Raw genomic sequence first — 26,057 nt, forward strand, 5'->3', positions numbered from 1 at the left:
GTGACCACGTCCCGCATACGCTTCTCGAACCGGAACATGCCGTCGTCGCCGGGCAGATCCGGCTCATTCGGACGGTGCGGATCCGGGTGGCCGGCATGGTGGTACTCGACGATGTGGAAGCCGCAGACGTTGACGTAGAAGTGGATGTTGCGCTTCTCGAAGTATGGCGTGTGGGTGATCCAGACCTGCGTGTCAGGGTAGGTAGCCTCAATGGCACGCCAGGCCCTGCGGCCGATGCCGCGGCCCGATCGATCGGCGCGCACGTAGAAAAAGTCGAGAGAGTTCCGCTGCGTTTCGGCATCAATCGAGACCACGGCTCCACCGACCCATCGGCCGTCCTCAAAGATGCGGTGGACGATGGCGTTCGGAGCCGTGAAGGAGGCGGCTACGTCATCGTCGGCTGGGATCGGACCTTCGTCGACCGATCCGAAGGTTTCCACGACAGCGATCGCGAATGCGGCCTGAAGATCCTTGCGGAAGCGCGGTAAATCTTCCTCGCCCGCAATGTCCAGCGTCACGGCGCCCGTTCCGGCTGCGGATCTCATCCGTGTTCTCCAATACTCCTGCCGAGGTATGCCTTGCATGGTGGCCACGTTGCAACCGTTCCGGCAGTTGCGTACATGTTTCTATTCCACGCCAGAGCACCCCCCCTTATCGAAGCGGCTTTGCGACGCTCGCAGAGTGCGCGCAGATCAGTTTTGCGAGGCAGGAACGAGCAGGCCAGTTTACTGGGAGGGAAAGACGGCCGAGAGCGGCGATCAAGCCAATGCGAAAACAACCGCCGAAACGACGCTATCGCCGCCGTTTGTATCCGTCACTCCCACTCGATGGTCCCCGGCGGCTTGCTGGTCACGTCGTAGACCACGCGGTTGACACCCTTGACCTCGTTGATGATGCGGGTGGCGACCTTGCCGAGGAAGCTCATGTCGTAGGGGTAGAAATCGGCGGTCATGCCGTCGATCGAGGTGACGGCGCGCAGGGCGAGCACGTTCTCGTAGGTGCGGCCATCGCCCATCACGCCCACGGTCTGGACCGGCAGCAGCACGGCGAAGGCCTGCCAGATCGCGTCGTAGAGGCCGGCGTTGCGGATCTCGTCGAGATAGATGGCGTCCGCCTCGCGCAGGATGGCGAGCTTCTCGCGGGTCACGCCGCCGGGGCAGCGGATCGCAAGGCCCGGACCCGGGAAGGGATGGCGGCCGATGAAGCTTTCCGGCAGGCCGAGCTCGCGGCCGAGCGCGCGCACCTCGTCCTTGAACAGTTCGCGCAGCGGCTCGACCAGTTGCATGTTCATCCGGTCCGGCAGGCCGCCGACATTGTGGTGCGACTTGATCGTCACCGACGGGCCGCCGGAGAAGGACACGCTCTCGATCACGTCCGGATAGAGCGTTCCCTGGCCGAGGAAATCGGCGCCGCCGAGCTTCCTGGCCTCTTCTTCGAACACCTCGATGAACAGGCGGCCGATCGTCTTGCGCTTGATCTCCGGGTCCGGCTCGCCCTCGAGGGTGGAGACGAAGCGGTCGGCCGCGTCGACGAGGATCAGCGGCAGGTTGTAATGCTCGCGGAACATCTCGACGACCTGCGCCGCCTCGTTCTTGCGCATCAGGCCATGGTCGACAAGGATGCAGGTCAGCTGGTCGCCGACCGCCTCGTGGATCAGCATCGCCGCCACGGAGGAGTCGACGCCGCCGGACAGCGCGCAGATCACCTTCCCCGAGCCCACCTGCCGGCGGATCGTCGCGACGGCCTCGTCACGGTAGGCGGCCATGGTCCAGTCGCCGGCGCAGCCGGCCACCTTCTTCACGAAATTGGCGAGCAGCTTGCCGCCGTCGGGCGTGTGCACGACCTCGGGGTGGAACTGCACGGCGTAGAAGCGGCGCTTCTCGTCGGCAACAGCTGCGAACGGCGCACCGGGCGAGGTGGCCACCACGCGGAAGCCGGGGGGCAGCGCGGTCACGCGGTCGCCGTGGCTCATCCAGACCTGATGGCGGGTGCCCTTGGCCCAGATCCCCTCGAACAGCTTGCAGTCCTCGGCAATCTCGATGAAGGCGCGGCCGAATTCGCGGTGCGGATCGGGCTCGACGTTGCCGCCGAGCTGGGCGCACATCGTGTGCTCGCCGTAGCAGATGCCGAGCACCGGAATGCCGGCCTCGAACACCACCTGCGCGCCCGCGGCGAGCCGATCTCGGAGGTGCTGGCCGGGCTGCCGGACAGGATCACCGCCTTCGGCTTCATGCGGTGGAAGGCGTCCTCGGCGAGCTGGAAGGGGACGATCTCGGAGTAGACCCCGGCCTCGCGGACGCGGCGGGCGATGAGCTGCGTGACCTGGCTGCCGAAATCGATGATGAGAATGCCGTCGTGATGCATAGCGGCCTGCCCTTCCCTGCTCCAAAGACGAGTGGTTAGGCGAGGGTTTCCCAGGACGCAAGGAGAATCCTGACGCCTCCGGGCAGCCATGCGAAATCGGCGGTTCCCGGCGCTGTTTCATCGCGGCGCCATCTCCGGTAACGATGGCATGGAACCGCGACAACGGCGGATTCGCGCGGTCCGTGCCGGTCATCACCGGAGCGCGGCCGGCGGGAGGAACGATGACCGATCCGGACACCACCGCCGGGCGCAAGGCCCGCCTCGCCGCAGCCGTCGCCCGCCACAAGGCCGGCGACACCGACGCCGCCATCGACGTCTACCGCACCCTGCTCGACGAGACGCCGGACGACCCCAACCTGCGCCATCTGCTGGGGGTCGCCCTGTTCCAGCGCGGCGACCGGGCGGCCGGCATCATCCACATGAAGCATGCGCTCGCGGCCCGCCCGGACGACATGGCGACCGCCGGCAATCTGGCCCAAGCGCTGGTCGACAGCGGCAGCCCCGAGGAGGCGGTGCCCCTCTTGCGGCGGATCGTCGAGACGGCGCCGCTCGATGCCGCCGCCTCGCGCCGGCTCGCCATCGCCCTCAGCCTCGCCGGCCGCAACGACGAGGCTCTTGTCGCCTTCGACCGGACGATCAAGGTCGGCGGCGAGACCGACACGGTGATGGTGGCAAAAGCCCGGGCGCTCGGCCGCGCGGGACGGGTTGCCGAGGCGATCGATCTCCTCAGCGGCCATCTGGTGCGCAACGGCGTGCGGGCCGAGCCGCTGGTGTTCCTCGCCGGCATGCTGGCGGACGGCGGATTCCTCGAGGAAGCCGCCGCCCTCTACGGCCGCGCGACGGCGCTGCGGCCGCAGGACATGGCGCTGCGGCAGTCGCAGGTGAGTCTGCTGCGGCGCTCGGGCGATCTCGATGCCGCCTTCGCCGCGGGGCTGGAGGCCCTGGCGCTGGCGCCGCAGGACCCTGCCCTGCACGTCACCGTCGGTCACGTGCTGACCGAGGCCGGCCATCTCGTCGAGGCGCTGCGGCACTACACCGAGGCGTTCACGCTCGATCCCGCCGCCGTCGACGCCCTGTCGTCGGCCGCCTGGGCGGCGATGCGGCTCGACCGGGCGGAACTGGCCGGCAGCCTTGCCGCCCGGGCCATCGACACCGACCCGAAACATGCGGACGCGCATCTGGTGATGGCGACGCTCGCCAGCGAGCTCGGCGCGCCGGGCGAGGCGATCCGGATGCTGGAGGCGGCCATCGCTTCGGGCATCGAGAACGCGCAGCTCTTCTACAAGTATGCCGACACCATCATCGCCGAGCGCCAGCGGCTGCCCGAGGGTCTGACGGCGCTGGAGAAGGCGCTGGAGCTGGAGCCCGGCCACTATTCGGCCTGGCTGCGCGCGCGCGATGCCGCCCGCCATCTCGTCCGCCACGACACGCTGGACCGGCTCGGCCGACACCCCGGCTTCACCGACGAACAGCGCCGCCGCTATGCCCCCGCCCCCTTCCTTGCCATTTCCGAAAGCGACGACCCGGCCGAACACCTCGCCCATGCCCGCCGCTTCTGGACCAAGACCCGGCTCGATCCGGCCCAGATCTTCGCCGGCGGCGCGCGGCCCGACCATCCGCCGCCACCGGCAACCGACGAGCGGATCGTCGTAGGCTATCTCTCCAGCGACTTCCACGAGCACGCCACCGCCTATCTCCTCGCCGAACTGTTCGAACTGCACGACCGGCGCCGCTTTTCGGTTCACGCCTACTGCTATTCGCCGGCCGGCAAGGGGCCGATGCGCGAGCGCATCCGCCGCGCCGCCGATCATTTCATCGAGGTGCGCAACCTCTCGAACGGCGACATGGCCAAGGCCATCGCCCGCGACGGCGTGCATGTGCTGGTCGATCTCAAGGGCTGGACGGCGGGATCACGCACACCGGTCGTCGGCCTGCGCCCCGCCCCGCTGCAGGTCTCCTGGCTCGGCTATCCGGGCAGCACGGGGGGCGACGCCCTCGATTATTTCATCGCCGATCCGGTGGTCTGTCCGCCGGGCAGCGACGAGGGCTTCACCGAGAAGCTGGTGCGGCTTCCCGGCAGCTACCAGATCAACGACCGGCGCCGGCGCATCGACCCGATCCGCCCTGAACGGGCCGACTTCGGCCTGCCGCGCGAGGCCTTCGTCTATGCCTCCTTCAACCAGCCCTACAAGATGACGCCGGACCTCGTCGCAAGCTATGCCCGCGTCCTGGACGCAACCCCGGGCTCGGTGCTGTGGCTGTTCTCCAACAGCGACGAGGCGACCCGCAACCTGCGGGGCGTGTTTGCCGCGCGCGGCATCGCGCCGGAGCGGATCATCCCCTCGCCCGCGCTGGACAACCCGAAGCACCTTGCCCGCCTGCCTCTCGCCGACCTCTGCCTCGACAGCTTCCCGGTCGGCTCGCACACCACCGCGTCGGACGCGCTCTGGGCCGGCGTGCCGGTGCTGACCCGGCCGGGCCGCGCCTTTCCTTCGCGGGTGGCCGCCAGCCTGCTGCGGGCGGTCGGGCTTTCGGAACTGATCATGCCGGACGAGGCGGCCTTCGAGGCCGAGGCGGCGGCGCTCGCCGGCGATCCGACCCGCCTTGCCCGCATGCGCCGGCATCTCGTCGACGGGCGCGACCGGCTCGAACTGTTCGACACGCCGCGCTTCGTCGCCGGCCTGGAAGCCGCCTATGTGACGATGGTCGATCGCTGGCGTCGCGGACTCCCGGCAGCCGCTTTCGATGTCGAGCGGCAATTATGAGTTGCATACGAAGAGAGATCGGCATTGGCATGGACAGTCCGGCAGGCGGTGCAACCGCCTGAAAGGACGATCCATTCGCCGGATCATCCGGTCACGCCCGCGCCAACCGGCGGGTTTGTAAAACTAAAAATTGTATTTTTATCGACCTGCAACTAATCTTGCCTTCGCCTGAAATTTCGCAGGCAGTCGGGGGCACCAGATTCATGCCGGGTCATTCGAAATCCATTCGCTCCGCCGTTTCCGCCGCCTGCATTGCGGCACTCCTGTCAAACCCGCTGTCCGGCTGTGCCACAACCGGCGACGCCAACCTGACGCCGGCCGAGCAGCAGCTTCGCAGCACGGAGAACATGCGGCTTGCCCAGGGCGCGCTCGGCGGCGCGGCCCTCGGGGCGCTTCTGGGCGCGGGAATCATGGCCGCAGCGGGCGGCAACAGCCAGCAGATCGGCCGGGCCGCCCTGATCGGCGGCGGAACCGGGGCGGTCGCCGGCGGCCTCTATGCCAACAATGTCAATCAGCAGGTCAGGCCCGAGGCCGAAGCGCAGGCCCGCTACCAGCGCGTGATCGCCGAGGCCGACGCCAACATCGCCCGTTACGCCCAGATCGCGGACGCGGCAGGCCGGGTGCGCGCCGACGAGGAGGCGAAGGTCGCCCGCCTCAACGGTCAGCTGGCGAGCGGCGCCGTGACCGCCTCCCAGTATCGCGCGGAGCTGTCGTCGGCCCGCAGCAACATCCGGGCGCTCGAAACCCAGATCGCCAACGTCGACCAGAACATCGAGGTTCTCGATGCCGCCTACCGGGAGGGCGCCGTCGAGGCGGGATCCCGGCTCGGGCAGTTGCGCGCACAGAAGGCGACGCTGGAGGCGCGCAAGCTCGAGCTCTCGCGCATCTACAGCCGCGTGCCGCCCTCGGTCGGCCTCGGCGTCTGACCGGACGGCACGCCCGTCGGCCGGTCCGCAGGCCGGCCGGGCACCGATATCGTCCAGTTCCGGGAGCGATGCCTCATGCATGCCAGATCGGTTCGTCCCGCCCTTCCCGCCGCAGCCGGCGTCTTGTCCTCGCTGCCATTGCCGCCCTGCTGGCGCCGCTCGCTCCGGGCGGCTGCAGCTGCACCGGCAATCCGGCAACGGACAGCCTGTCCTGCGCCGCCCGCAACAGCGGCTCGGGGCTCTACGCCCACCAGACCGCGACGCTGGCCGGCGAGGCCTCGGCCCGCCGGCAGGCCGAGCAGAGGGAGCGCGACCGCGCCGAGGCGAACCGTCGCGCTGCACGAGAGCTTGGCGCCGTCCGGGTATCCGCCGAACGTCAGGTCGCCGACCAGCGACGCGATCTCGACCGCCTTCGCCGCGAGCGGGATGCGGCCCGTGACCGGCTGACGCTGCTGCAAGCCGGCGGGCCGGACACGGCGACCGAGGTGGCCAGGCTCGAGAGCGACATCGCCCGCCTCGACGGCGAGATTGCGCGGCTGGGGCGGCTGTGACACGGGCGCGGCCCCGGAACACCATGGATGCCCGGCGTTGGCGCTGGCCGCTCTGGCTCGCCCTTTCGGCCGCCGTGCTGGCGCTGGCATGGCTGATGCTGCCCGCCTGCGGCATCTCGCTCGCCGGATGGACCTTCGGCGCCTGCGTCGCCTCGTCCACGGCCGGCGCCGCGCGTGACATCCGGCTCGGGCATCTCGATGCCGAGATCCGGCTTCTGGAAAGCCGGCTCATCCTCGCCTCCGCCGCCTGCGGCAGGCAGCGTGGCGGGCAGGGTACGGACTCGGCTCCCGCATCGCCCGACCTGCCGGGCAACATCGCCGGCTTGCCCCGTCGTGGCGCTCCGCCATCGGCGCCCGGATCGGCGCAGGCGCGGGCCGACGCGGCGACCCGGGCCGATGCCGGTGCCGGTGCCGGGAACAATGCCGGACGCCGGAGCGCCGGCCCCGGGCCAACAACCTGCCCCTGCCCCCTTGCCGGCCCCTGCCCCGACACCCTCCCCGCCAGGGGACATCGCACAGTCGCCCGGCGACGAGCCGGCGGACGACACTCCGCAAGAACCACCGACAAGTGACGACCCTTCCGAGAGCGCGGACGCAGCCCCCGCAACCGAAGCCCCCGGCGAAGACACCGCCTGTCCCGCACGCACCGGAGAGACGCCGCCGCGCCGCCTCGTGCTGGCGCTCGATCATTCCCGCAGCATGGGTCTGCCCGAAGAGCTCGACGACGGGATCGTCGACCAACTGGAGACGGCGATGCAGTCGGGCGACGAACTGGAGGCCTGGTCGGCACGCGAAAGCTACAACGCCATGATCGACGGCGGCGGGCGCAAGCGGCTCGACACATTGAAGGACGCCGTCGGTAGCGCGCTCGATGGCGCCCTCGGCGGTGCCACCCTCGATCTCGTCACCTTTGCCGGCTGCCGCGGCGTGAGACGGCACGGCGACTATTCGCCCGCACGCCATGGCGACCTGCGCGCGGCCATTGCCGGCCTTGCCCCCGTTCCGGCCACACCGCTGACCGAGGCGCTGAAGGCCGCGCTCGCCGCCGCGCGCGAGGGCGGCGCAAGCCGCGTCCTGCTGGTCACCGACGGGCGCGACACCTGCGATGGCGACCCCTGCGCCGCGGCCCGCGCGGTCGGCTCCGGCATCCCGGTCGATGTCGTCGCGATCGGCGCGGCGGCCTCGCTTGGATGCATCGCCGAGGCGACCGGCGGCCGGCTCCTGGTCCGCCGGCCCGACTATCCGCTCGACGCCGCGATCGCCGAGGCGAGCGCGCCAGAGGAGGCCGATCCGCCATGTGGTCCCTGAAGACGCTGGTTCTTGCCGTGCTGATCGCCACCGCCCTCGCTGCGCCGCAAGCGGCGCCGGCCGCAGAATTTGCCAGCGTCGTGCAGCTCAACGTCCTGCGCTGGTGCAAGCCGCTGACGACGACCGACCGGCGCCTCGCGGCAGCCCTCTCGCTGTTTCCGCCGACGGCCCGGCGCGACGGCATCATCCACGGCGATCTTGCCATCCTCATCGAGCCCTGTGCCGGCGTGGTGGCCGACTTCATCTGCGTCGAGGCCTATGTGGATGTCCTGCAGCAGGTTGCCGAGCAGATCTACCGGGTGCCGCCGCATGACGATCTGTCCCTCCTGTGCGGCGGCGTCGGCGCCGTCGTGGGCCACGTCTTCGGGGACGGGTTCGGCGATGTGATCAAGGGTGCGGCCGGCGGAGCCCTGATCTGCGGGTTGCTCCAGCCGGCGCTGCAGGGTCATTCCTGCGAAAGGCGCAAGGCGGGCGTTGCGGAAATGAGCGCAAAGGTGCCGTTGCCGCCGGCGCTGTCGACGGGGCTCGGCGACATGCCGGTGATGATGGCGATCCACGAAGCCTTCCGTGCCGGCCGCATCACCACCGAGGAACGCAGCCTTCTCGTTGCCGAGATCGCGGCGCGGGCACGCCACATCGACGGGATCGTCGGATCAAGCGATCGCTGAGACGCTGCCGGATCGGTCCTCCGCCAGATCGGGATGCTACTCCCTGTTCCCCGATCCTCAGGGCCCTGCAACGCGCCGGAACCGTTCGCCGTGCATCCGGCCCTCTTGGGGTTCGTCAACCCCGTTGATGATGTCGATCATGTCGCAGACGGCGGGGCTTTCGGGCGCATCGCCCGGGCGGCATTCGATCCGGCCCGGCACGATGCTCGGAATGCGGCCGGTGCAGTACATCTGCCCGTGCCGGAAGCGGAGGATGCCGTCCTCGTGGAGGACGTCCATCGCCACCGGCTCGCAGGTGTCCGGGCCGGCAGGATCCACGATCTTGCGCCCGCTGCGGCCGTCGGCATCGAAGCAGAAGGTGATCACCTGCTTTGCGACCTCGCGGCCGGACATGTCGACCAGCAGGATTTCCGAGTTGGTGGACTTCCAGCAGCCTGCCAGCTGCGACAGGTCGAAGTCCTCGCCAAGGTCGAGTTCGGTCCCCTCCGGCAGAGGTTCAGCTGGTGCGGGAGGTGCCGGCTCGGCGGCCTGCGCGACCACCTCCGGCGCCGGCGGCGGCGCTGGGCAGTCGGCCGCGGCCCGTGCGGCAGTCTCCAGATCCCGCGCCTCCGCCTCGAGCGCATGAATGCGGGCGAAGGCGGCCATCGACGAGCCGCCGTCCCCGCACCACGCCACCCGCCAACCGAAGAGATCGAGGCCACACGCCGCGAGCATCAGCCAGCACAGCACGGCGACGGCACCGATCACCACGATGGGCGGCAGCACACGGATGGCCACGGGCTGTCGCATGGCGTCGAGCGTCCCTCGCACAAGACACGAAAGCGGGCGTGCCGGCAGGGTGACCCCTGGCAGCGATCCCTCGCGCGCGGGCCCGTGCCCGTCGCACGATAATCGTTATAAGTGCAGAACGAACATCATACAATCTAGTGAAGCACAGCGCTGGCGAAAAGCGTCACTTTCGCACGGCGCTCTCGAGTCCCACCGACTGCTCCAGATTTCGCGGCGTGCCGGCAAGACCGACAAGGCGGGCAGACTGGACCTCGGCCTTGGTGAAATCCGCGCCTTCGACATTGGCACCGTCAAAACGCGCCCCACTCGCCTCGAGCATGGCGAGGTTGGCACCGGACAGGTCGGCGCCGGAGAAGTTCGCGAACTCGGCCATCGCCCGCGAGAGATTGGCACCGCGCAGGTCGGCGCCGCTGAGATTCGCGCTGGTGAGGACGCCGCGCATCAGGCCCATCGACTGGTTGCGCATGTCGGCGGAGAAGTCGACGCCGCTGAGGTTGGCGCCTTTCAGCGAGGCGCGGGTCATGTCCGAGGCAAGACGGGCCCCGGAGAAATTGGCGCCGTCGAGCATGGAGTCCTGCATCTGCGCCTGGAACAGCTGGGCGCCGGAAAGGTTGGCCCTCGTGAAGTTGGCCTTGAGCAGCCAGGCCTGATCGAACCGGGCATCGCGCAGGCGCGCACCGGAAAAGTTCGCACCGTTGAGCTTGGCGGCCGTGAAGTTCGCCCCCGAAAGATCGAGGCCGGAGAAATCGACGCCGTTGAGCCTGCGCTGTGCGAAGTCGAGCGGTGACCCGGGGCCCGCGGCGGCGATCGCCGCCATGATGTCGTCACGGCTGAGATCGGCGCGGGTCATGTCCTCCGAGGTGAGATCAAGAAAACGCAGCATGTCCTGCGCCCCGGCCGGCGCCGCCGCACCAAACAGTCCCCCGGCCACCATGATCACGGCAAGTGTCTTGCGCATTCCATCCTCCCCGTCCTGATTTTCCTCCGAGACTATGCTTCCCGGCGACAGAACGGGGGTCAATTCGCCGTGACGGCGATGTGTAGATCCGGGGCATTCAGCCGCGGCGATGCAGCACCGCGATGAAGAAGCCGTCCGTGTCGGTCCGGCGCGGCGTCAGGCGCAGCGCGCGGCCGCCGCCGACCTTGACGGCGATGCCGTCGGGCAGTTCCGTTCCCGTCGCCTCTTTCCAGATCCCGGATGCATCGGCGACGGAAAAATCCTGCCGGCCGCCGACGAAGGCCGCGATCCGGTCCTCGTTTTCTTCCGGCAGCAGCGAGCAGGTGACGTAGCAGATCCGCCCGCCCGGCCGCACCAGCCGTGCGGCGCGGTCCAGCACCTCGGCCTGCTGGCGGACCCGCATGTCCAGCGCGCCCGGCGCAAGGCGCCACTTGGCGTCCGGCCGGCGCCGCCACGTGCCCGTGCCGGTGCAGGGCGCATCGACGATGACGAGATCCGCCGTGCCGTCGAGCCGGGCGAGCGGGTCCCCTGCGCCGGGTTCGACGATGGCGATGCTGTCGGCGCCGGCACGGGCCACCCGGTCGAGGATGTCGCCGAACCGCCGTTTGTCGTTGTCGTAGGCGTGGATCCGGGCAGCCGGCCCGAGCGCGGCGGCGAGCGCCAGCGACTTGCCGCCGCCGCCGGCACAGAGATCGACGACCGTCTTCGCGCCGCCGGCCGCGGCGATCAGGCTGGCGATCTGGCTGCCTTCGTCCTGGATCTCGTAGAGCCCGCGCTTGTAGGCGAGTTCGGAGACCACATGCGGTGCCTTCTCGTCGCCCTCGCCGGCGGCAATCCGCAGGCCGATTGGCGACCATGGCGTTGCCGCCGCGCCAAGGCCTTCGAGCAGGCCCAGCACCTCCTCACGCGTGGCCTTCAGGGTGTTGACGCGCAGGTCCACGCCGGCGCGTGAGGCGAGCGCCTGTCCCTCGCCGACCACGCCCTCGCCGAAGACGCGCCGGAACGACGGCATCAGCCATTCGGGAAGATCGGCCCGGACGTGGTCGGGCGCCTCCTCCGGGATCATTCCCGCGGAAAGCCGCTGCGCCTCGTCGGCGTCCGGCGCCTTCGGCGCGTGGCGGTCTTCCGGATCGCAGGCCGCCACGAGGCCCTCGAGGCCGCGCCGCCACATCAGGGCATAGGCGGCAAACACCAGTGCCCGCGGCGTCTCGGCGCCCATGATCGCGGCCAGCGACGCGCGGCGCCGCAGCACGTCGTAGACCAGCCCGCCGATGGCGTTGCGGTCCTTGGAGCCGGCAAAGCGATGGGTGAGGCCCCAGTCCTTCAGTGCGTCCTGCACCGGGCGCCGACGGACCTCGAGATCGCCGAGGATTTCGATCGCGGCGGAAATCCGCCCTCCATCTCTCATGACTTGGCCTTCATGATACGGCCGCCCCGCGGACCAGGTCGATGGCCAGCAGGATCGTCATGACCATCAGCATCAGGACGCCGGCAAAGAAGAACCTGAACCGGGTCATCAGATCGTTGCGCCCGGCATGCGCCAGCGAGTGCAGGACGCGGGTGGCGACGAAGCCCCAGCCGAGCAGCGCCAGCGGCAGGCTGGCGAGGCCGAGCACCAGCGCCAGCAGCGCCAGGGCGTAGAACAGCGTCGGCGTCTCGAACTGGTTGTTCATGTTGTTGGCGCAACGTCGCACGTCATCCGGCCACGCACTGCTGTCGAGCGCGATCCGCGCCAGATCGACCCGGCCGGCGCGGGCCGCCGCAAAGCGGGCACGGCCCGCCCACAACATCACCGCGAAGGTCCAGACGATCTGGGCAAGGACACTGCCCGCGAGCAGCGCGGCGGCCGTGGTCATCACACGTTGCCCGGATAGTTCGGGCTCTCGCGGGTGATGGTCACGTCATGGGCGTGGCTTTCGCGCATGCCGGCCGGCGAGATGCGGATGAAGCGTGCCTTTTCCTGCAGGTCGGGAATGGTCGCCGCGCCCACGTAGCCCATGGCCGCGCGCACGCCGCCGGACAGCTGATGCAGCACGCCGCCGATCGGCCCCTTGTAGGGCACCTGCCCCTCGATCCCTTCCGGCACGAGCTTGAGCGAATCGGTCACTTCCGACTGGAAGTAGCGGTCGGCCGAGCCGCGCGCCATGGCACCCACCGAGCCCATGCCGCGGTAGGCCTTGTAGCTGCGGCCCTGGTGCAGATAGACCTCGCCCGGGCTTTCCTCGGTGCCGGCAAACAGCGAGCCGATCATGACGCGCCGGCGCCCGCGGCCAGCGCCTTGGCGACGTCGCCGGAGAAGCGGATGCCGCCGTCGGCGATCACCGGCACGCCGTGGTCGGCGGCCGCCCGCACCGATTCCATGATCGCGGTCAGCTGCGGCACGCCCACGCCGGCGACGATGCGCGTGGTGCAGATCGAGCCCGGGCCGATGCCGACCTTCACGGCGTCCGCACCAGCCTCGATCAGCGCCAGCGTCGCCTCGGCGGTCGCGACGTTGCCGGCCAGGATCTGCGTGCGGTTGGAGATGCGCTTGACGCGGCGCACGGCTTCCAGAACCCGTTCGGAATGGCCGTGCGCGGTGTCGACGACTAGCAGGTCGACGCCGGCGTCGATCAGCAGTTCGGAGCGCTCGAAGCCGGCATCGCCGACCGTGGTGGCGGCGGCGACGCGCAGGCGGCCCTGATCGTCCTTGGCGGCATTCGGGTTGAGCTGCGCCTTCTCGATGTCCTTGACAGTGATCAGGCCGATGCAGTTGTAGCCGTCGTCGACGACCACCAGCTTCTCGATGCGGTTCTGGTGCAGCAGCCGCTTGGCCTCGTCCTGGCTGACGCCCTCGCGCACGGTGACGAGATTTTCATGGGTCATCAGCTCGCGCACCGGCTGGCCCGGGTTGGTGGCGAAGCGGACGTCACGGTTGGTGAGGATGCCGACCAGACGGCCGGTGCGCTGGCCGCCGTTGCCGGCACTCTCCACCACCGGAATGCCGGAGATGTTGTTGGCCTTCATCAGGTCGAGGGCCTGCTTGAGCGTCGCGTCCGGGCCGATCACGACCGGGTTCACGACCATGCCGCTCTCGAACTTCTTGACCTGGCGGACGTGCTCGGCCTGCACCGTCGGCGTGAGATTGCGGTGGATGACGCCCATGCCGCCGGCCTGGGCCATGGCGATGGCGAGGCGCCCCTCGGTGACCGTGTCCATCGCCGAGGAGATGATCGGGATGTTGATCTCGATTTCGCGCGTCACGCGGGTGCGCAGGTCCGTGTCGGACGGCAGCACTTCGGAGTGACCCGGCGTCAGAAGGACGTCGTCGAAGGTAAGCGCGAGCGATCCGCCATGTGCGGGGTTGAAGAAAATCGCCATCCAGAAACTCCCGTCGAGGGTCGTGCGCGACCACTTGGATAGGACGACTCGATCCCGGCGGGAGGTGCCCGGAACGCAGCTGCCTGGTCGCGCTGGAAGATGGCGCCGGTCATTAACACGGTTTTGACGCTTGGCAAAGGCGGAGTTCGCGGGGCAGGAATGCGCCCGTGGAGCCGGCCATGCGGAGCCTCTCCGGCGCCCGCTCAGCCCTCGTCGACCGTGTCGGTCTCCGCCGCGTTCTGCCGCCCCTTGAAGCCCTTCGCCACCAGATAGAGCTCCACGCTTTCCTGCCGGCTCGACGGCGGCTTGACGTGGGCGACGGTGGCAAAATGCTGCTTCAGCTTGGCCAGCAGTTCGGTCTCGGTGCCGCCGCGAAACACCTTGGCGACGAAGGCGCCGCCGGGGGCGAGCACGTCCAGCGCGAACATCGCGGCGACCTCGCAGAGATGCATCGTGCGCAGATAGTCGGTCTTGTGGTGGCCGGTGGTCGGCGCGGCCATGTCGGACAGGACGATGTCGGGGCGATGCCCGCCGAGAGCCGCCATCAGCTGCTCCGGCGCGTCCTCGTCCAGAAAGTCCTTCTTCAGCAGCGTCACGCCCGGGATCGGATCGAGATCCAGATAGTCGATGCCGACGACAAGGGTCCGGTCCGCCGTCGAGCCGGTCTTCTGGGCGACGACCTGGCTCCAGCCGCCCGGCGCGGCGCCAAGGTCGACGACGCGCTGGCCTGGCTTCAGCAGATGACACTTCTCGTTGATCTCGATGATCTTGAAGGCCGCGCGCGAGCGCCAGCCCTCCTTCTTGGCCTTCACCACATAGGGGTCGTTGAGCTGGCGTTCGAGCCAGCGCGCCGACGAGGCGGTGCGGCCGCGGGCCGACTTCACCCGCACCTTCAGGCCGGTGTCGATCCGGCCCTTCTTCGGCTTCTTCGGCTTTTCGTCGCTCATGCGTTCACTCCCGCCCTGCGTTCGACGGCCCGGCGGCGCCAGACGCCGTCGCGGGCCATCAGTTCGACGAGAATTCCCTCGCGCAGGCCGCGGTCGGCCACCCGCAGCCGCTCGCACGGCCAGCGTCGCCGGATCGCCTCGAGGATGGCACAGCCGGCCATCACCAGGTCCGCCCGGTCGGTGCCGATGCAGGGGTTGGCGATTCGCTCCTCGAAGGGCATGTCGAGCAACTGGTTGATCATCGTACCGACATCGTCGGATTTGAGCCAGACGCCATCCACCTTGCGGCGGTCGTAGCGCTTGAGGCCGAGGTGAACGCCAGCAAGCGTGGTCACCGTTCCCGAGGTGCCGAGCATGTGCATCCCGCCCTGGCTGATCAGCGCGCCGAGTTCCTCGACACCCTCGAAATCGTCGAGCATCGCGTTGACCTCGCGGACCATCGCCTCGAACACCTCGCGGGTGACGGAGATGCCGCCGTGGCGTTCCGACAGGGTGACGACGCCGACGGGCAGCGATGTCCACGCCCGGATGAACCGCGTCAGCGCAAAGCCGCGCGCGTCGCCCTTCTCGCGAAGGTCGAGCCAGACGAGTTCCGAGGAGCCGCCGCCGATGTCGAACAGCAGCACGCCCTTGGCATAGGGGTCGACCAGCGTGACGCAGCCGGCGACCGCAAGGCGCGCCTCGGTCTCGCGGTTGACGATCTCGAGCTTCAGCCCGGTCTCGGCGTGGACCCGATCGAGGAACAGCGGGCCGTTGTCCGCCGCCCGGCAGGCCTCGGTGGCGATCAGGCGCATCCGCCGCACGTCGTGGTCGGCCATCTTGGAACGGCAGACCGCCAGCGCGTCGACGGCGCGGTCCATCGCCAGCTGCGACAGCCGGCCAGTGCGGCCGATGCCCTCGCCGAGGCGGACGATACGCGAGAAGGCATCGACCACGCGAAAGCCGCGGTCCTGCGGCTCGGCGATCAGCAGCCGGCAGTTGTTGGTGCCGAGATCAAGCGCGGCATAGAGCGGACCGGGTTTCGTTGCCCCCCGGAACTGCGGCGCGCCGCCGCGCCGGTCGTAGCGCCGCGAATCGGTCGGCTCGCGCTTGGCCGCACCGGACCGGTCGTCCTGCGCGGGAGCGGGCCCGCCGCGGTGGCCGCGGCCGGTCTCCGCAGCGCCGCGCGAGGCGGCGTCGCGGCCGTCCTGCGAACCTTGCCTGGAAGGCGCGCGCAGGCCGCGCAGATCTCCGCCCTGCCCCTGCTGGGCCTGCGGCTTGGCGCTGCGCTTGCGATGTCGGGATTTGCCGGCGGGAGGCCGCGCGCCGCGATTGTCGGCGCGCGCGGGCTCAGCCGCGCGGTTCGTGGTCTTTTCCTGCGCGACATTCTTTTCCGCGGATGCCTTCGCACCCGGGGGACGGCGCTTGCGGCGTCGTGCCGCCCGCTTGCTCATCCCGCCGGCCGGGGGACCACCATTCGCCGGAGCGGGTGGCGGATTCCGGACGGCAATGTCTGCGCGGTCGTCTCGATCGCCCGCGTCGGTCAAAGCCTGTCTCCTGCACGCGGCGCGAACCACTCGGCTCAAGCACAGCATGCCTCTTTCATGTTGCGCCCAAAATATCAGCGGACGCGCCGGAAGGCAAAGCAATGTGACGTCTGCGCAACAATCATGCCCTGAAAGCTCGGATTCCGTGCCCGGCACCACTCGGACATCGGAAAATCCACCGTCCGCGCCCGCCCCGCTCCGGCATTTCGGAACGGGGCGGACGCGAGAGACGGCGCGGACAGTCGCCGCTCCGTTGCCGGATCAGGCCGTCTCGCCGGTCACGCTTTCCGCCTGCGCCCCCGCCCGGCGGCGACGCCAGTCGCCGAGGAACAGCAGGATCGGCGCGGCGATGAACACCGACGACGACGCCGCGATCACAATGCCGAACATCATCGGCACCGCGAAGCTCTCCACCGCGCTGCCGCCCCAGATCGCCATCGGCAGCAGGGCGAGGAAGGCCGTGATCGAGGTGTAGAGGCTGCGCGCCAGCGTCTCGTTGATCGAGAGATCGATCAGCTGGCGCAGCGGCATCTGCTTGTAGAGCCGCATGTTCTCGCGCATCCGGTCGTAGACCACCACCTTGTCGTTCACCGAGTAGCCGACGAGGGTCAGCAGCGCGGCGATCGCCGTGAGGTTGAAGTCGAGGCCGGTGAGCGCGAAGAAGCCGACCGTCTTGGTCACGTCGAGAATCAGCGTCGCGATCGCGCCGACGGCGAAGGGCCACTCGAAGCGCACCCAGATGTAGATCAGCATCGCGATGCTCGCGAGCACCACCGAGAGGATGCCGGCGGTGGCGAGTTCGCCCGAGACCTTCGGGCCGACCACTTCGGTGCGCTCGATGCGGGCGCTGTCGTCGATCCGGACGATCTCGCCGCGCAGCTGCTCCACCGCCGTGGTCTGGGCCTCCTCGCCGCCCGGCTGACGCTCGACGCGCACCAGCAGATGGTTCGGGCTGCCGAACTCCTGCAGCGCCACCTCGCCCAGGCCGAGGCCGTCGAGGCCCGAGCGGAAGCCGGCAAGATCGGCCGGGCCGTCCGTCACCACCTCCATCTGGATGCCGCCGCGGAAGTCGACGCCGTAGTTGAGGCCGGGGCTGATGAACAGCGCCACCGAGGCAAGCGACAGCACCAGCGACAGGCCGATGCCGAAGAAGCGCGCCTTCATGAAGTCGATGCTGGTGCCCTCCGGCACCAGCCTGAAGCCGAACAGCGGCCGGATGTTCAGGACCTTCAGCTTGCGCCGCACCACGATCGACAGCATCGCCACGCGCACGATCGACACCGCCGTGAACATCGAGATCGCGATGCCGAGGCCCATGGTGACGGCAAAGCCGCGCACCGGTCCGGAGCCGAACCAGAACAGCAGCACGGTGGCGATCAGCGCCGTGACGTTGCTGTCGACGATGGTGGAATAGGCCCGCCGGAAGCCGGCATCGAGCGCGGCGATGGCGCTGCGTCCCTTGCGGGTTTCCTCGCGGATGCGCTCGTTGATCAGCACGTTGGCGTCGACCGCAAGGCCGATGCCGAGCACAATGCCGGCAATGCCGGGCAGCGTCAGCGTGGCGCCGAGCAGGCTGAGGCCCGCAAACGTGAGGATGACATTGAGCGACAGCGCGAGATTGGCGAGCAGGCCCCAGCTGCCATAGAGCAGCAGCATGAAGCAGACGACGAGGCCGAAGCCGATCAGGCCGGTGTAGATGCCCATGGAGATCGCGTCGGACCCGAGGTCGGCACCGACCGTCCGCTCCTCGATCACCGTCAGCTTGGCCGGCAGGGCGCCGGCGCGCAGCAGCGCGGCAAGGTCGGTGGCGGTCTGCACCGAAAAGCTGCCGGAGATCTGCCCGGAGCCGCCGGTGATCGGCTCGCGGATCACCGGCGCCGACAGCACCTTGTTGTCGAGCACGATGGCGAAGGGCTTGCCGACGTTGGCACGGGTGATCTCGGCAAAGCGCGCCGCACCCGTCGTGTCGAAGCGGAAGGAGACCATCGGCTCGTTGGTGGTCGGATCGAAGCCGACGCGGGCGTCGGTCAGGCGGTCGCCGCCCAGTTCCACCCGGTCGTCCACCGGATAGCTGCGCCCCTCGTCGTCGCGCAGCAGGCTGACGCCGGGCGGCACCCGGTCGCCGACCATGGAATCGCTGAGGAGATGGAACGACATCTTGGCGGTGGAGCCGAGCAGTTCGCGGATGCGCGCCGGGTCCTGGACACCGGGCAGCTGCACGAGGATTCGGTCGGCACCGACGCGCTGGATCGTCGGTTCCGACACGCCGACCTGGTCGATGCGCTGGCGGATGATCTCGAGACTCTGCTCCACGGCCGCGCTGGTGCGGTCGGTGATGCCGGCCTCCGTGAGCGAGACGGTGATCGTCTGCCCGCTGCCGCCGAAGGCGAGATCCGAAGCGCCGGAGAGACCCACATTGGTCGCCAGCGGGCGCAGGGCGGCAAGCGCGGCGTTTCGGTCGGCGCCGTTGCCGAGGTTGACGACGACGTCGTTGCCGCCGCGGCGGAAGGTGGTGTCGGTGATGCCCGCCGTGCGGATCGCGGCGCGCGCGTCCTGCATCACGGTCTGCAGCCGTTCCTTGACGAGTTCGGCGCTGTCGACCTCGAGCACGAGATGCGAGCCGCCGCGCAGGTCGAGGCCGAGCGAAACCCGGTCCTGCGGCAGGAAGCCGGGCATCCGGTCGAGGGCGGACTGGGGAAGGACGTTCGGCAGGGCCGTCAGGAGGCCGAGCAGGATGATGATGGCATAGGTGGCCACCAGAAAGGGTGAGGTCTTCATGGACATGTCCGTGCATGCAACCGCTGCCGCCGGCGCAAGGGCCGGCGGCGTGGGCGCGCCATAGATCGAAGCGAGGATCAGGCGGTGACGGACGGAGGGGCTCGCGGCCCGTGGGCACGCGGATGCGATGTGCCGAGGGGACCATCTGCGGCCGGAAACACCGCGAGGAGCGCGGCGGACAGCCGGCCGAGGAGAACGGACGCGTCGGGGGTCAGCCCACCGGGCGGCGGCGGTACGGCGCGGCGCGGCGGATCGGGCCGCTCGGCGTCGAGAAAAGTGCGGGTGGTCTCGCGGGCGGAGAGATGCTCCCCGGCCTGCGTGACATGCACCGCCGCCCCCGGATGGGGCCGGCGAATGTCGGCACCGGTGCCCGACAGGAGGAAGCCGAGATAGGCACCGATCAGCGCGACCACGGCGAATGCGCTGCGCAGACCGACGCCCGACCGGAGCTGCCGCTCCGATGCCGTCATGTCGAGGTCCGTGGGTTCGCGCGTCGCCATGCCTTTTTGATATCAGACAGCGGCTGGCGGCGTCGAGCCTGCGCCACGCGGCTCGGGTGTCGCGGGCTCGGGTGTCGCGGGCTCGGATCCGGGCTCGGGCGACGGATCGGACGCTGCGGCGTCCTCATCCGCAAGGCTGACGCCGGGTTCGGCTGCAATCTCCTCAGGCCGGCGGACGCGCTCGATCATGCCGCGTGCGATCTCGCGCTCGCCCATGATCACCGTGTCGCAGCCAAGGTCGGAGAGATGCTCGACCTCGGCGTCGGAATGCGCGCGGCCGATGATCAGGATCGCCGGGTTGGCGGCACGGGCCTTCGACACGACCTGCCCCGCCTCGAAGGACTCCGGGATCGCGATGATGACGCTCCTGGCCGCCGCGAGGTTGGCGAGCGCGAGGACGTCGGCGTTGGCCGCGTTGCCGACGACCACCTCGATGCCGGCCTTGCGGATCGCCTTCACCCGCTGGTCGGCGTCCTCGATCACCAGCAGCGGATCGCCGGAAGCTTGGAGCGCCGCGCCGACCAGACTGCCGACCCGTCCGAAGCCGACCAGAACCGTGTGACCGGTGAGCGTCGTCGGCAGGACTTCCTCGTCGTCATCGGCGGTGCCGGCCTCCGCCGCGGCCGGCTCCGGCTCGGCAACGGGCTCCGCCGCGGCTGGGTCACGGTCACCTGAAGTCGGAGACGACGTGTCGATGGTGGCGGGATCGGAAGCGCTTGCCAGATCCGGCATCGCCGGCGCAGCGGTCTCAGGATCAGCCGGCTCGGCCGGCGCCACCTTCGCGGGGGCTGCTGCCGCCGGCGCGGCGCGGATGATCCGCGCCTCCAGCGCCGGCTTCATCCGGTCGCAGAGATAGAAGATCAGCGGGTTGAGGATGATCGAGAGGATCGCGCCGGCGAGGATCAGGTCGCGCCCTTCGGACGGAAGCAGGTCGAGACCGACGCCGAGCTCGGCGAGGATGAACGAGAACTCGCCGATCTGCGCGAGGCTGGCCGAGATCGTCAGGGCCGTGCTCACCGTGCGGCGGAACATCAGCACGATCGCAAAGGCGGCGAGCGACTTGCCGACGACGATGATCGCGACGGTGGCGATCAGCGGCAGCGGGCTCTCGACGACGATGGTCGGATCGAACAGCATGCCGACCGAGACGAAGAACAGCACGGCGAAGGCGTCGCGCAGCGGCAGGCTCTCCTGCGCCGCGCGGTGGCTGAGTTCGCTCTCCGACAGGATCATGCCGGCAAAGAAGGCACCGAGCGCCAGCGAGACGCCGAACAGCTGGGCCGCCCCGAAGGCGACGCCGAGGGCGATGGCGAGAACGCCGAGGCGGAACAGTTCGCGCGATCCGGTGTGCGCGATCCGGTGGAGCGTCCACGGAATCACCCGGCGCCCGATCACCAGCATCACCCCGACGAAGGCCGTCACCTTGAACAGGGTCACGCCGAGGACGCCGGAAATGCCGAGATCGACCCCCGCGAGCCGGTTGATGAGGATGGCAAGCGGATCGGCCGCGACGTTGGTATTGCCCGCAAGACTGGCGGCCGCCGGGATCAGCACCAGCGCGAGCACCATCGCGAGGTCCTCGACGATCAGCCAGCCCACGGCGATCTTGCCGCGCTCGGTCTCCACCAGCCGCCGCTCCTGCAGGGCCTTCAGCAGCACGACCGTGGACGCGACCGACAGGGCGAGCCCGAACACCAGACTGCCGCCGAGCGGCCAGCCCATGGCCCAGCCCAGCCCCCAGCCGAGCAGGGTGGCAAAGCCGATCTGCACGATCGCCCCCGGCACCGCGATGAAGCGGACCGACATCAGGTCCTTCAGCGAGAAATGCAGGCCGACGCCGAACATCAGCAGGATGACGCCGATCTCGGCCAGTTCCGGCGCAAGCGACTGGTCGGCGACGAAGCCCGGCGTATGCGGCCCGACCAGCACGCCGGCAACGAGATAGCCGACCAGCGGCGGCAGCCGGAAGCGGTTGGCGATGGCCCCGAAGAGGAATGCCAGAACGAGGCCCGCGACGATCGTCGAGATTAGGGGGGTCTCATGCGGCACGGGCAATCTCCTCGGGACTGGATCTTGAAATCAAAATCACCATATTGGATCAATATCGATCAATATGGGTGATGATGAAGATGGTTCAAGAGACAAAGCCGAGGATTCTCACGCCCGCCGCCTGCCGCGGCGCGCGGGGGCTTCTGGCCTGGAGCCAGTCGGATCTCGCCGAGCGGGCCGAGGTGTCCCGCAGCACGATCAAGGACTACGAGACCGGCGCGCACGATCTGCACCGTGCCAGCGCCACACTGGTCCGGCGTGCCTTCGAGGACGGCGGCGTCACGTTTCTGGAAGTGGAGGGGCTCGGCGTCGGCCTGTTTCTGACAACGCCGGGCGGCGCACCGCGCAACTGAGACCGCTCATCGCGCGCGCGAAATCTCCGACCGGCTTCGATCAACCGGCCGGCTGTTCTTCCGACAACGCGGGGCGCCCCGCCCTGCCCCGAGGCCGGCTCGACAAGATCCCCTCAGAACGGAATTTCGTCGTCCATGTCGGAGGCGAAACCGCCGCGGCTGCCGCCGCCGGACGAGGCCGTGCCGCTGGATCCGCCGCGCGAGGCCGACGAGCTGCCTCCCCCGGAGGCGCCGCGGTCCATCGGGCCGGAACGGCCATAGTCGGAGCCGCCGCCACCGCCGCCGAAGTCCCCGCCGCCCTCGCGCTCGCCGCGCCCGTCGAGCATGGTCAGCGTGGAATTGAAGCCCTGCAGCACGACCTCGGTGGAGAACCGCTTCTGGCCGCCCTGGTCTTCCCACTCGCGGGTCTGCAGCTGACCCTCGAGGTAGACCTTGGAGCCCTTGCGCAGAAACTGCTCGGCAACCTTGCACAGGCCCTCGTTGAAGATCACGACGCGATGCCACTCGGTCTTCTCGCGCCGCTCGCCGCTGCTGCGGTCGCGCCAGCTTTCGGACGTCGCGATGCGCAGGTTGGCGATCGGCCGGCCGTCCTGCGTCCGCCGGATTTCGGGGTCGGCACCGAGATTGCCGATCAGGATGACCTTGTTGACGCTGCCCGCCATGGCTTCGCTCCTCGTCTCTGCATACGCTGTCTCTGCATACGCCGTCGCCGCCCGCCCTGTGCGGTCGACGGACCCCGACCCATACACGCAATCGTCCGGTGCCGGTACCCTGAGCCCCGGTCTGCGCCTTTTTCTCCACAGGCGCGAGATTTCGCTCGCAGCGCCAAAATGTTCCTGATACGTTCACAACATGCCACTTGGGATCGGCTGCGTCCAGCCTATATTCCGGCGGAGCGGCCTGTCCCCGGCGGTTTTCCCGTGAGACCCGCGGCGCGGACCGATATCCGACAGATGACGTGGTGTCGGCGGCTCTGCGCGCATGAGCAGACCGACCGATCCGGTGTTTCCGGCGGCTCGGCAATCTTTGAGGCTCGGGCACGGCCGGCGATGGAGCGACGGGTGAAGATGGCGAAGAAAGACCGGCACGAGGCAGGCCAGCGCGTGATCTCGATCCGCGGCGCGCGCGAACACAATCTCAAGAACGTCGATCTCGACCTGCCGCGCGACAGCCTCGTGGTGATGACCGGCCTGTCCGGCTCCGGAAAGTCGTCGCTCGCCTTCGACACGATCTATGCCGAGGGCCAGCGCCGCTATGTCGAGAGCCTGTCGGCCTATGCCCGGCAATTTCTGGAGATGATGCAGAAGCCGGATGTCGACCAGATCGACGGCCTGTCGCCGGCGATCTCGATCGAGCAGAAGACCACCTCGAAGAACCCGCGCTCGACCGTGGGCACCGTCACCGAGATCTACGACTACATGCGCCTGCTGTTCGCGCGCGTGGGCGTTCCCTATTCCCCGGCCACGGGCCTGCCGATCGAGAGCCAGACGGTCAGCCAGATGGTCGACCGGGTGCTGGCGCTGCCCGAGGGCAGCCGGCTCTACCTGCTTGCGCCGATGGTGCGCGGCCGCAAGGGCGAGTATCGCAAGGAGCTCGCCGAGCTGCAGAAGAAGGGCTTCCAGCGCGTCAAGATCGACGGCACGCTGACCGAGATCGCCGAGGCGCCGGCCCTCGACAAGAAGCTCAAGCACGACATCGACGTGGTGGTCGACCGCCTCGTGGTGCGCGACGACATCGCGACCCGGCTTGCCGACAGTTTCGAGACCGCGCTCGGCCTTGCCGACGGCATCGCCGTGGTGGAGTTCGCCGACCGCACCGACGAGAAGGGCGCCCCCGAGCGGATCATCTTCTCCCAGAAATTCGCCTGCCCGGTCTCCGGCTTCACCATCTCGGAGATCGAGCCGCGGCTGTTTTCCTTCAACAATCCCTTCGGCGCCTGCCCCCACTGCGACGGCCTCGGCACGACCCTGCGCTTCGAGGCCGAGCTGGTGGTGCCCGACGCGCACCTGTCGCTGAAGGAAGGCGCGGTGCTGCCCTGGGCGAAGACCGGCGCGACCTCGCCCTACTATGCCCAGACGCTCGAGGCGATCAGCCGGCATTTCAAGGTGTCGATGGCGACCCCCTGGCACCAGCTGCCCGAGGAGGTCCGCGACGTCATCCTCCACGGCTCCGGCCGCAAGGAGATCGAGTTCGTCTATGACGACGGCGTGCGCTCCTACCGCACCTCGAAGACCTTCGAGGGCGTCGTCACCAACATCGAGCGGCGCTGGCGCGAGACCGATTCCGACTGGGTGCGCGAGGAACTGTCGCGCTTCCAGTCCGATCACCCCTGCGAGCATTGCCACGGCTACCGGCTGAAGCCCGAGGCGCTGGCGGTGAAGATCGACGGCCTGCACATCGGCGAGGTCGGCGTGAAGTCGATCCGCACGGCCGCCACCTGGTTCGATGACCTGCCCGCCCGCCTCAGCGACAAGCAGAACGAGATCGCCGGCCGCATCCTCAAGGAAATCCGCGACCGGCTGAAGTTCCTCAACGACGTCGGCCTCGACTATTTGACCCTGTCGCGCGCCTCCGGCACCCTGTCGGGCGGCGAAAGCCAGCGCATCCGCCTCGCCTCGCAGATCGGCTCCGGCCTCACCGGCGTGCTCTACGTGCTGGACGAGCCGTCGATCGGCCTGCACCAGCGCGACAACGACCGGCTGATCGAGACGCTGAAGCACCTGCGCGACCTCGGCAACACCGTGATCGTGGTCGAGCATGACGAGGACGCGATCCTCGCCGCCGACTGGGTGGTCGACGTCGGCCCCGGCGCGGGCATCCACGGCGGGCGGATCGTCGCCGAGGGTACCCCGCCGGAGATCCTCGCCAATCCGGCGTCGCTCACCGGACAGTATCTGTCCGGCGCCCTCGCCGTGCCGGTGCCGGAAGGCCGGCGGCTGATCTCGCGCACCAAGCGGATCAAGGTCGTCGGCGCGCGCGGCAACAATCTGAAGAATGTCGACGTCGAGATTCCGCTCGGCACCTTCACCTGCGTCACCGGCGTCTCGGGCGGCGGCAAGTCGACCTTCCTCGTCGACACCCTGTTCCGCGCCGCGTCGCGGCGGCTGAACGGCTCGCGCGAGCAGGCCGCCCCGCACGACCGGATCGACGGCTTCGAGTTCCTCGACAAGGTCATCGACATCGACCAGTCGCCGATCGGGCGCACGCCGCGGTCGAATCCCGCGACCTACACCGGCGCCTTCACGCCGATCCGCGAGTGGTTCGCCGGCCTGCCGGAAGCCAAGGCGCGCGGCTACCAGCCGGGCCGCTTCTCCTTCAACGTCAAGGGCGGCCGCTGCGAGGCCTGCCAGGGCGACGGCCTGATCAAGATCGAGATGCACTTCCTGCCGGACGTCTACGTCACCTGCGACGTCTGCAAGGGCAAGCGCTACAACCGCGAGACCCTCGATGTCGCCTTCAAGGGCAAGTCGATCGCCGACGTGCTCGACATGACCGTCGACGAGGCCGCCGAGTTCTTCCAGGCGGTGCCGGCGGTGCGCGACAAGATGGAGACGCTCGCCCGCGTCGGCCTCGGCTACGTCAAGGTCGGCCAGCAGGCGACCACGCTGTCGGGCGGCGAGGCCCAGCGCGTGAAGCTGGCGAAGGAACTGTCGCGCCGCGCCACCGGCCGCACGCTCTACATCCTCGACGAGCCGACCACCGGCCTCCATTTCCACGACGTGGCGAAACTTCTCGAGGTGCTGCACGAACTCGTCGACCAGGGCAATACCGTCGCCGTCATCGAGCACAATCTGGAGGTCATCAAGACCGCCGACTGGATCGTCGACTTCGGCCCGGAAGGCGGCGATGGCGGCGGCACCATCGTGGCGGCGGGGCGGCCCGAGGACATCGTGGACGCGGAGCGCTCGCACACGGCCCGCTATCTGAAGTCCCTGCTCGCACGCCGCCCGCGCCGTGCAGCGGCCGAGTGACCAACGAGCGACCGGGACTGCCGGCGGTGAACATGCCGCTGCAGGCAGTCCGTGGTCGCCGCGGCGGACCCGCGCGTCGCGATTTTGCACCGCAGCATCAGATCGCCTGATGGCGTGGGCCGGGCCTGACGGGACGTCGCAGCGGTGGTCTCGCGTCAGCGGCGGATCCGAAAGCTCCCGGAGCATGCCTCTTCCAGCCGGGAAGCTCCCGCGGAATCAATACGTTGCAGCCTTTCAAGCCATC

At 69.2% G+C, this 26,057-nt stretch carries 19 protein-coding genes and 2 pseudogenes; 8 read left to right on the top strand and 13 right to left on the bottom strand.

All coding sequences use genetic code 11. From position 1 onward, the window contains the following. Both A6302_RS11215 and guaA read right to left on the bottom strand, forming a co-directional pair. On the bottom strand, positions 1 to 518 hold a 518-nt coding region (locus tag A6302_RS11215; protein WP_342586259.1), incomplete at its 3' end, for a GNAT family N-acetyltransferase. A gap of 296 nt (positions 519 to 814) precedes the next feature. Continuing rightward, positions 815 to 2,364 (bottom strand): annotated as a pseudogene (gene guaA / locus A6302_RS11220) (glutamine-hydrolyzing GMP synthase). A 221-nt stretch (positions 2,365 to 2,585) separates the two neighbouring features. Between guaA and A6302_RS11225 the strand changes: the two are divergent. From A6302_RS11225 to A6302_RS11250, 6 genes are all read left to right on the top strand, one after another. Further along, a complete protein-coding gene (locus A6302_RS11225; protein ID WP_069307114.1) occupies positions 2,586 to 5,129 on the top strand; it encodes a tetratricopeptide repeat protein in 2,544 nt (847 codons plus the stop codon). A 347-nt stretch (positions 5,130 to 5,476) separates the two neighbouring features. Continuing rightward, positions 5,477 to 6,055 (top strand): hypothetical protein, encoded by a 579-nt coding sequence (locus A6302_RS11230; protein ID WP_141703688.1) that lies wholly within the window; start codon positions 5,477 to 5,479, stop codon positions 6,053 to 6,055. Between the two features lie 68 nt (positions 6,056 to 6,123). After that, a complete protein-coding gene (locus A6302_RS11235; protein ID WP_069307116.1) occupies positions 6,124 to 6,606 on the top strand; it encodes a hypothetical protein in 483 nt (160 codons plus the stop codon). Positions 6,607 to 6,629: 23 nt separating this feature from the next. Beyond that, positions 6,630 to 7,178: a hypothetical protein gene (locus A6302_RS22920; protein WP_069307117.1), complete on the top strand. Its 549-nt coding sequence runs from the start codon at positions 6,630 to 6,632 to the stop codon at positions 7,176 to 7,178. A 100-nt stretch (positions 7,179 to 7,278) separates the two neighbouring features. Next, positions 7,279 to 7,914, top strand: a complete 636-nt coding sequence (locus tag A6302_RS11245) for a vWA domain-containing protein (protein ID WP_069307118.1) — start codon at positions 7,279 to 7,281, stop codon at positions 7,912 to 7,914. Beyond that, positions 7,902 to 8,582: a hypothetical protein gene (locus A6302_RS11250; protein WP_069307119.1), complete on the top strand. Its 681-nt coding sequence runs from the start codon at positions 7,902 to 7,904 to the stop codon at positions 8,580 to 8,582. Before A6302_RS11245 ends, A6302_RS11250 begins: the two co-directional genes overlap by 13 nt. Positions 8,583 to 8,639: 57 nt before the next feature. Here the strand turns inward: A6302_RS11250 and A6302_RS22925 are convergent, their stop codons facing one another. From A6302_RS22925 to A6302_RS11300, 10 genes and pseudogenes are all read right to left on the bottom strand, one after another. Further along, a complete protein-coding gene (locus A6302_RS22925; protein ID WP_169833565.1) occupies positions 8,640 to 9,371 on the bottom strand; it encodes a hypothetical protein in 732 nt (243 codons plus the stop codon). Positions 9,372 to 9,534: 163 nt separating this feature from the next. After that, entirely contained in the window at positions 9,535 to 10,329 is a 795-nt protein-coding gene (locus tag A6302_RS11260) for a pentapeptide repeat-containing protein (protein WP_069307121.1), read from the bottom strand. Between the two features lie 97 nt (positions 10,330 to 10,426). Continuing rightward, positions 10,427 to 11,737, bottom strand: coding sequence for an RsmB/NOP family class I SAM-dependent RNA methyltransferase (locus A6302_RS11265; protein WP_069307122.1), 1,311 nt, complete (start codon positions 11,735 to 11,737; stop codon positions 10,427 to 10,429). Between the two features lie 10 nt (positions 11,738 to 11,747). Beyond that, the gene (locus tag A6302_RS11270; RefSeq protein ID WP_069307123.1) at positions 11,748 to 12,185 is read right to left on the bottom strand and encodes an MAPEG family protein; all 438 of its coding nucleotides are present in this window, start codon (positions 12,183 to 12,185) and stop codon (positions 11,748 to 11,750) included. After that, a pseudogene (gene guaB, locus A6302_RS11275) lies at positions 12,185 to 13,689 on the bottom strand (IMP dehydrogenase). Before guaB ends, A6302_RS11270 begins: the two are co-directional and overlap by 1 nt. A 203-nt stretch (positions 13,690 to 13,892) precedes the next feature. After that, complete coding sequence (locus A6302_RS11280) at positions 13,893 to 14,636, bottom strand: RlmE family RNA methyltransferase (RefSeq protein ID WP_069307124.1); 744 nt, start codon at positions 14,634 to 14,636, stop codon at positions 13,893 to 13,895. Next, positions 14,633 to 16,069, bottom strand: a complete 1,437-nt coding sequence (locus A6302_RS11285; protein WP_083255696.1) for a Ppx/GppA phosphatase family protein — start codon at positions 16,067 to 16,069, stop codon at positions 14,633 to 14,635. Before A6302_RS11285 ends, A6302_RS11280 begins: the two co-directional genes overlap by 4 nt. 354 nt (positions 16,070 to 16,423) lie before the next feature. Then, entirely contained in the window at positions 16,424 to 18,940 is a 2,517-nt protein-coding gene (gene secD / locus A6302_RS11290; RefSeq protein WP_069307125.1) for a protein translocase subunit SecD, read from the bottom strand. Positions 18,941 to 19,017: 77 nt separating this feature from the next. Next, a complete protein-coding gene (locus A6302_RS11295; protein ID WP_141703696.1) occupies positions 19,018 to 19,410 on the bottom strand; it encodes a hypothetical protein in 393 nt (130 codons plus the stop codon). 42 nt (positions 19,411 to 19,452) lie between these two features. Next, complete coding sequence (locus A6302_RS11300) at positions 19,453 to 21,489, bottom strand: cation:proton antiporter domain-containing protein (protein ID WP_083255697.1); 2,037 nt, start codon at positions 21,487 to 21,489, stop codon at positions 19,453 to 19,455. An 80-nt stretch (positions 21,490 to 21,569) separates the two neighbouring features. Here A6302_RS11300 and A6302_RS11305 point away from each other — a divergent pair, with 80 nt between their 5' ends. Continuing rightward, positions 21,570 to 21,842, top strand: coding sequence for a helix-turn-helix transcriptional regulator (locus A6302_RS11305; RefSeq protein ID WP_069307131.1), 273 nt, complete (start codon positions 21,570 to 21,572; stop codon positions 21,840 to 21,842). A gap of 113 nt (positions 21,843 to 21,955) precedes the next feature. Here A6302_RS11305 and A6302_RS11310 read toward each other — a convergent pair whose 3' ends face one another. Then, positions 21,956 to 22,504: a single-stranded DNA-binding protein gene (locus tag A6302_RS11310; RefSeq protein ID WP_069307127.1), complete on the bottom strand. Its 549-nt coding sequence runs from the start codon at positions 22,502 to 22,504 to the stop codon at positions 21,956 to 21,958. 405 nt (positions 22,505 to 22,909) lie between these two features. On the opposite strand from A6302_RS11310, the gene uvrA reads away from it, so the two are divergent. After that, positions 22,910 to 25,813: an excinuclease ABC subunit UvrA gene (gene uvrA, locus A6302_RS11315; protein WP_425349155.1), complete on the top strand. Its 2,904-nt coding sequence runs from the start codon at positions 22,910 to 22,912 to the stop codon at positions 25,811 to 25,813. Positions 25,814 to 26,057 lie beyond the last annotated feature (244 nt).

Origin of the sequence: Methylobrevis pamukkalensis (assembly GCF_001720135.1) — a bacterium.
Lineage (GTDB): Bacteria > Pseudomonadota > Alphaproteobacteria > Rhizobiales > Pleomorphomonadaceae > Methylobrevis > Methylobrevis pamukkalensis.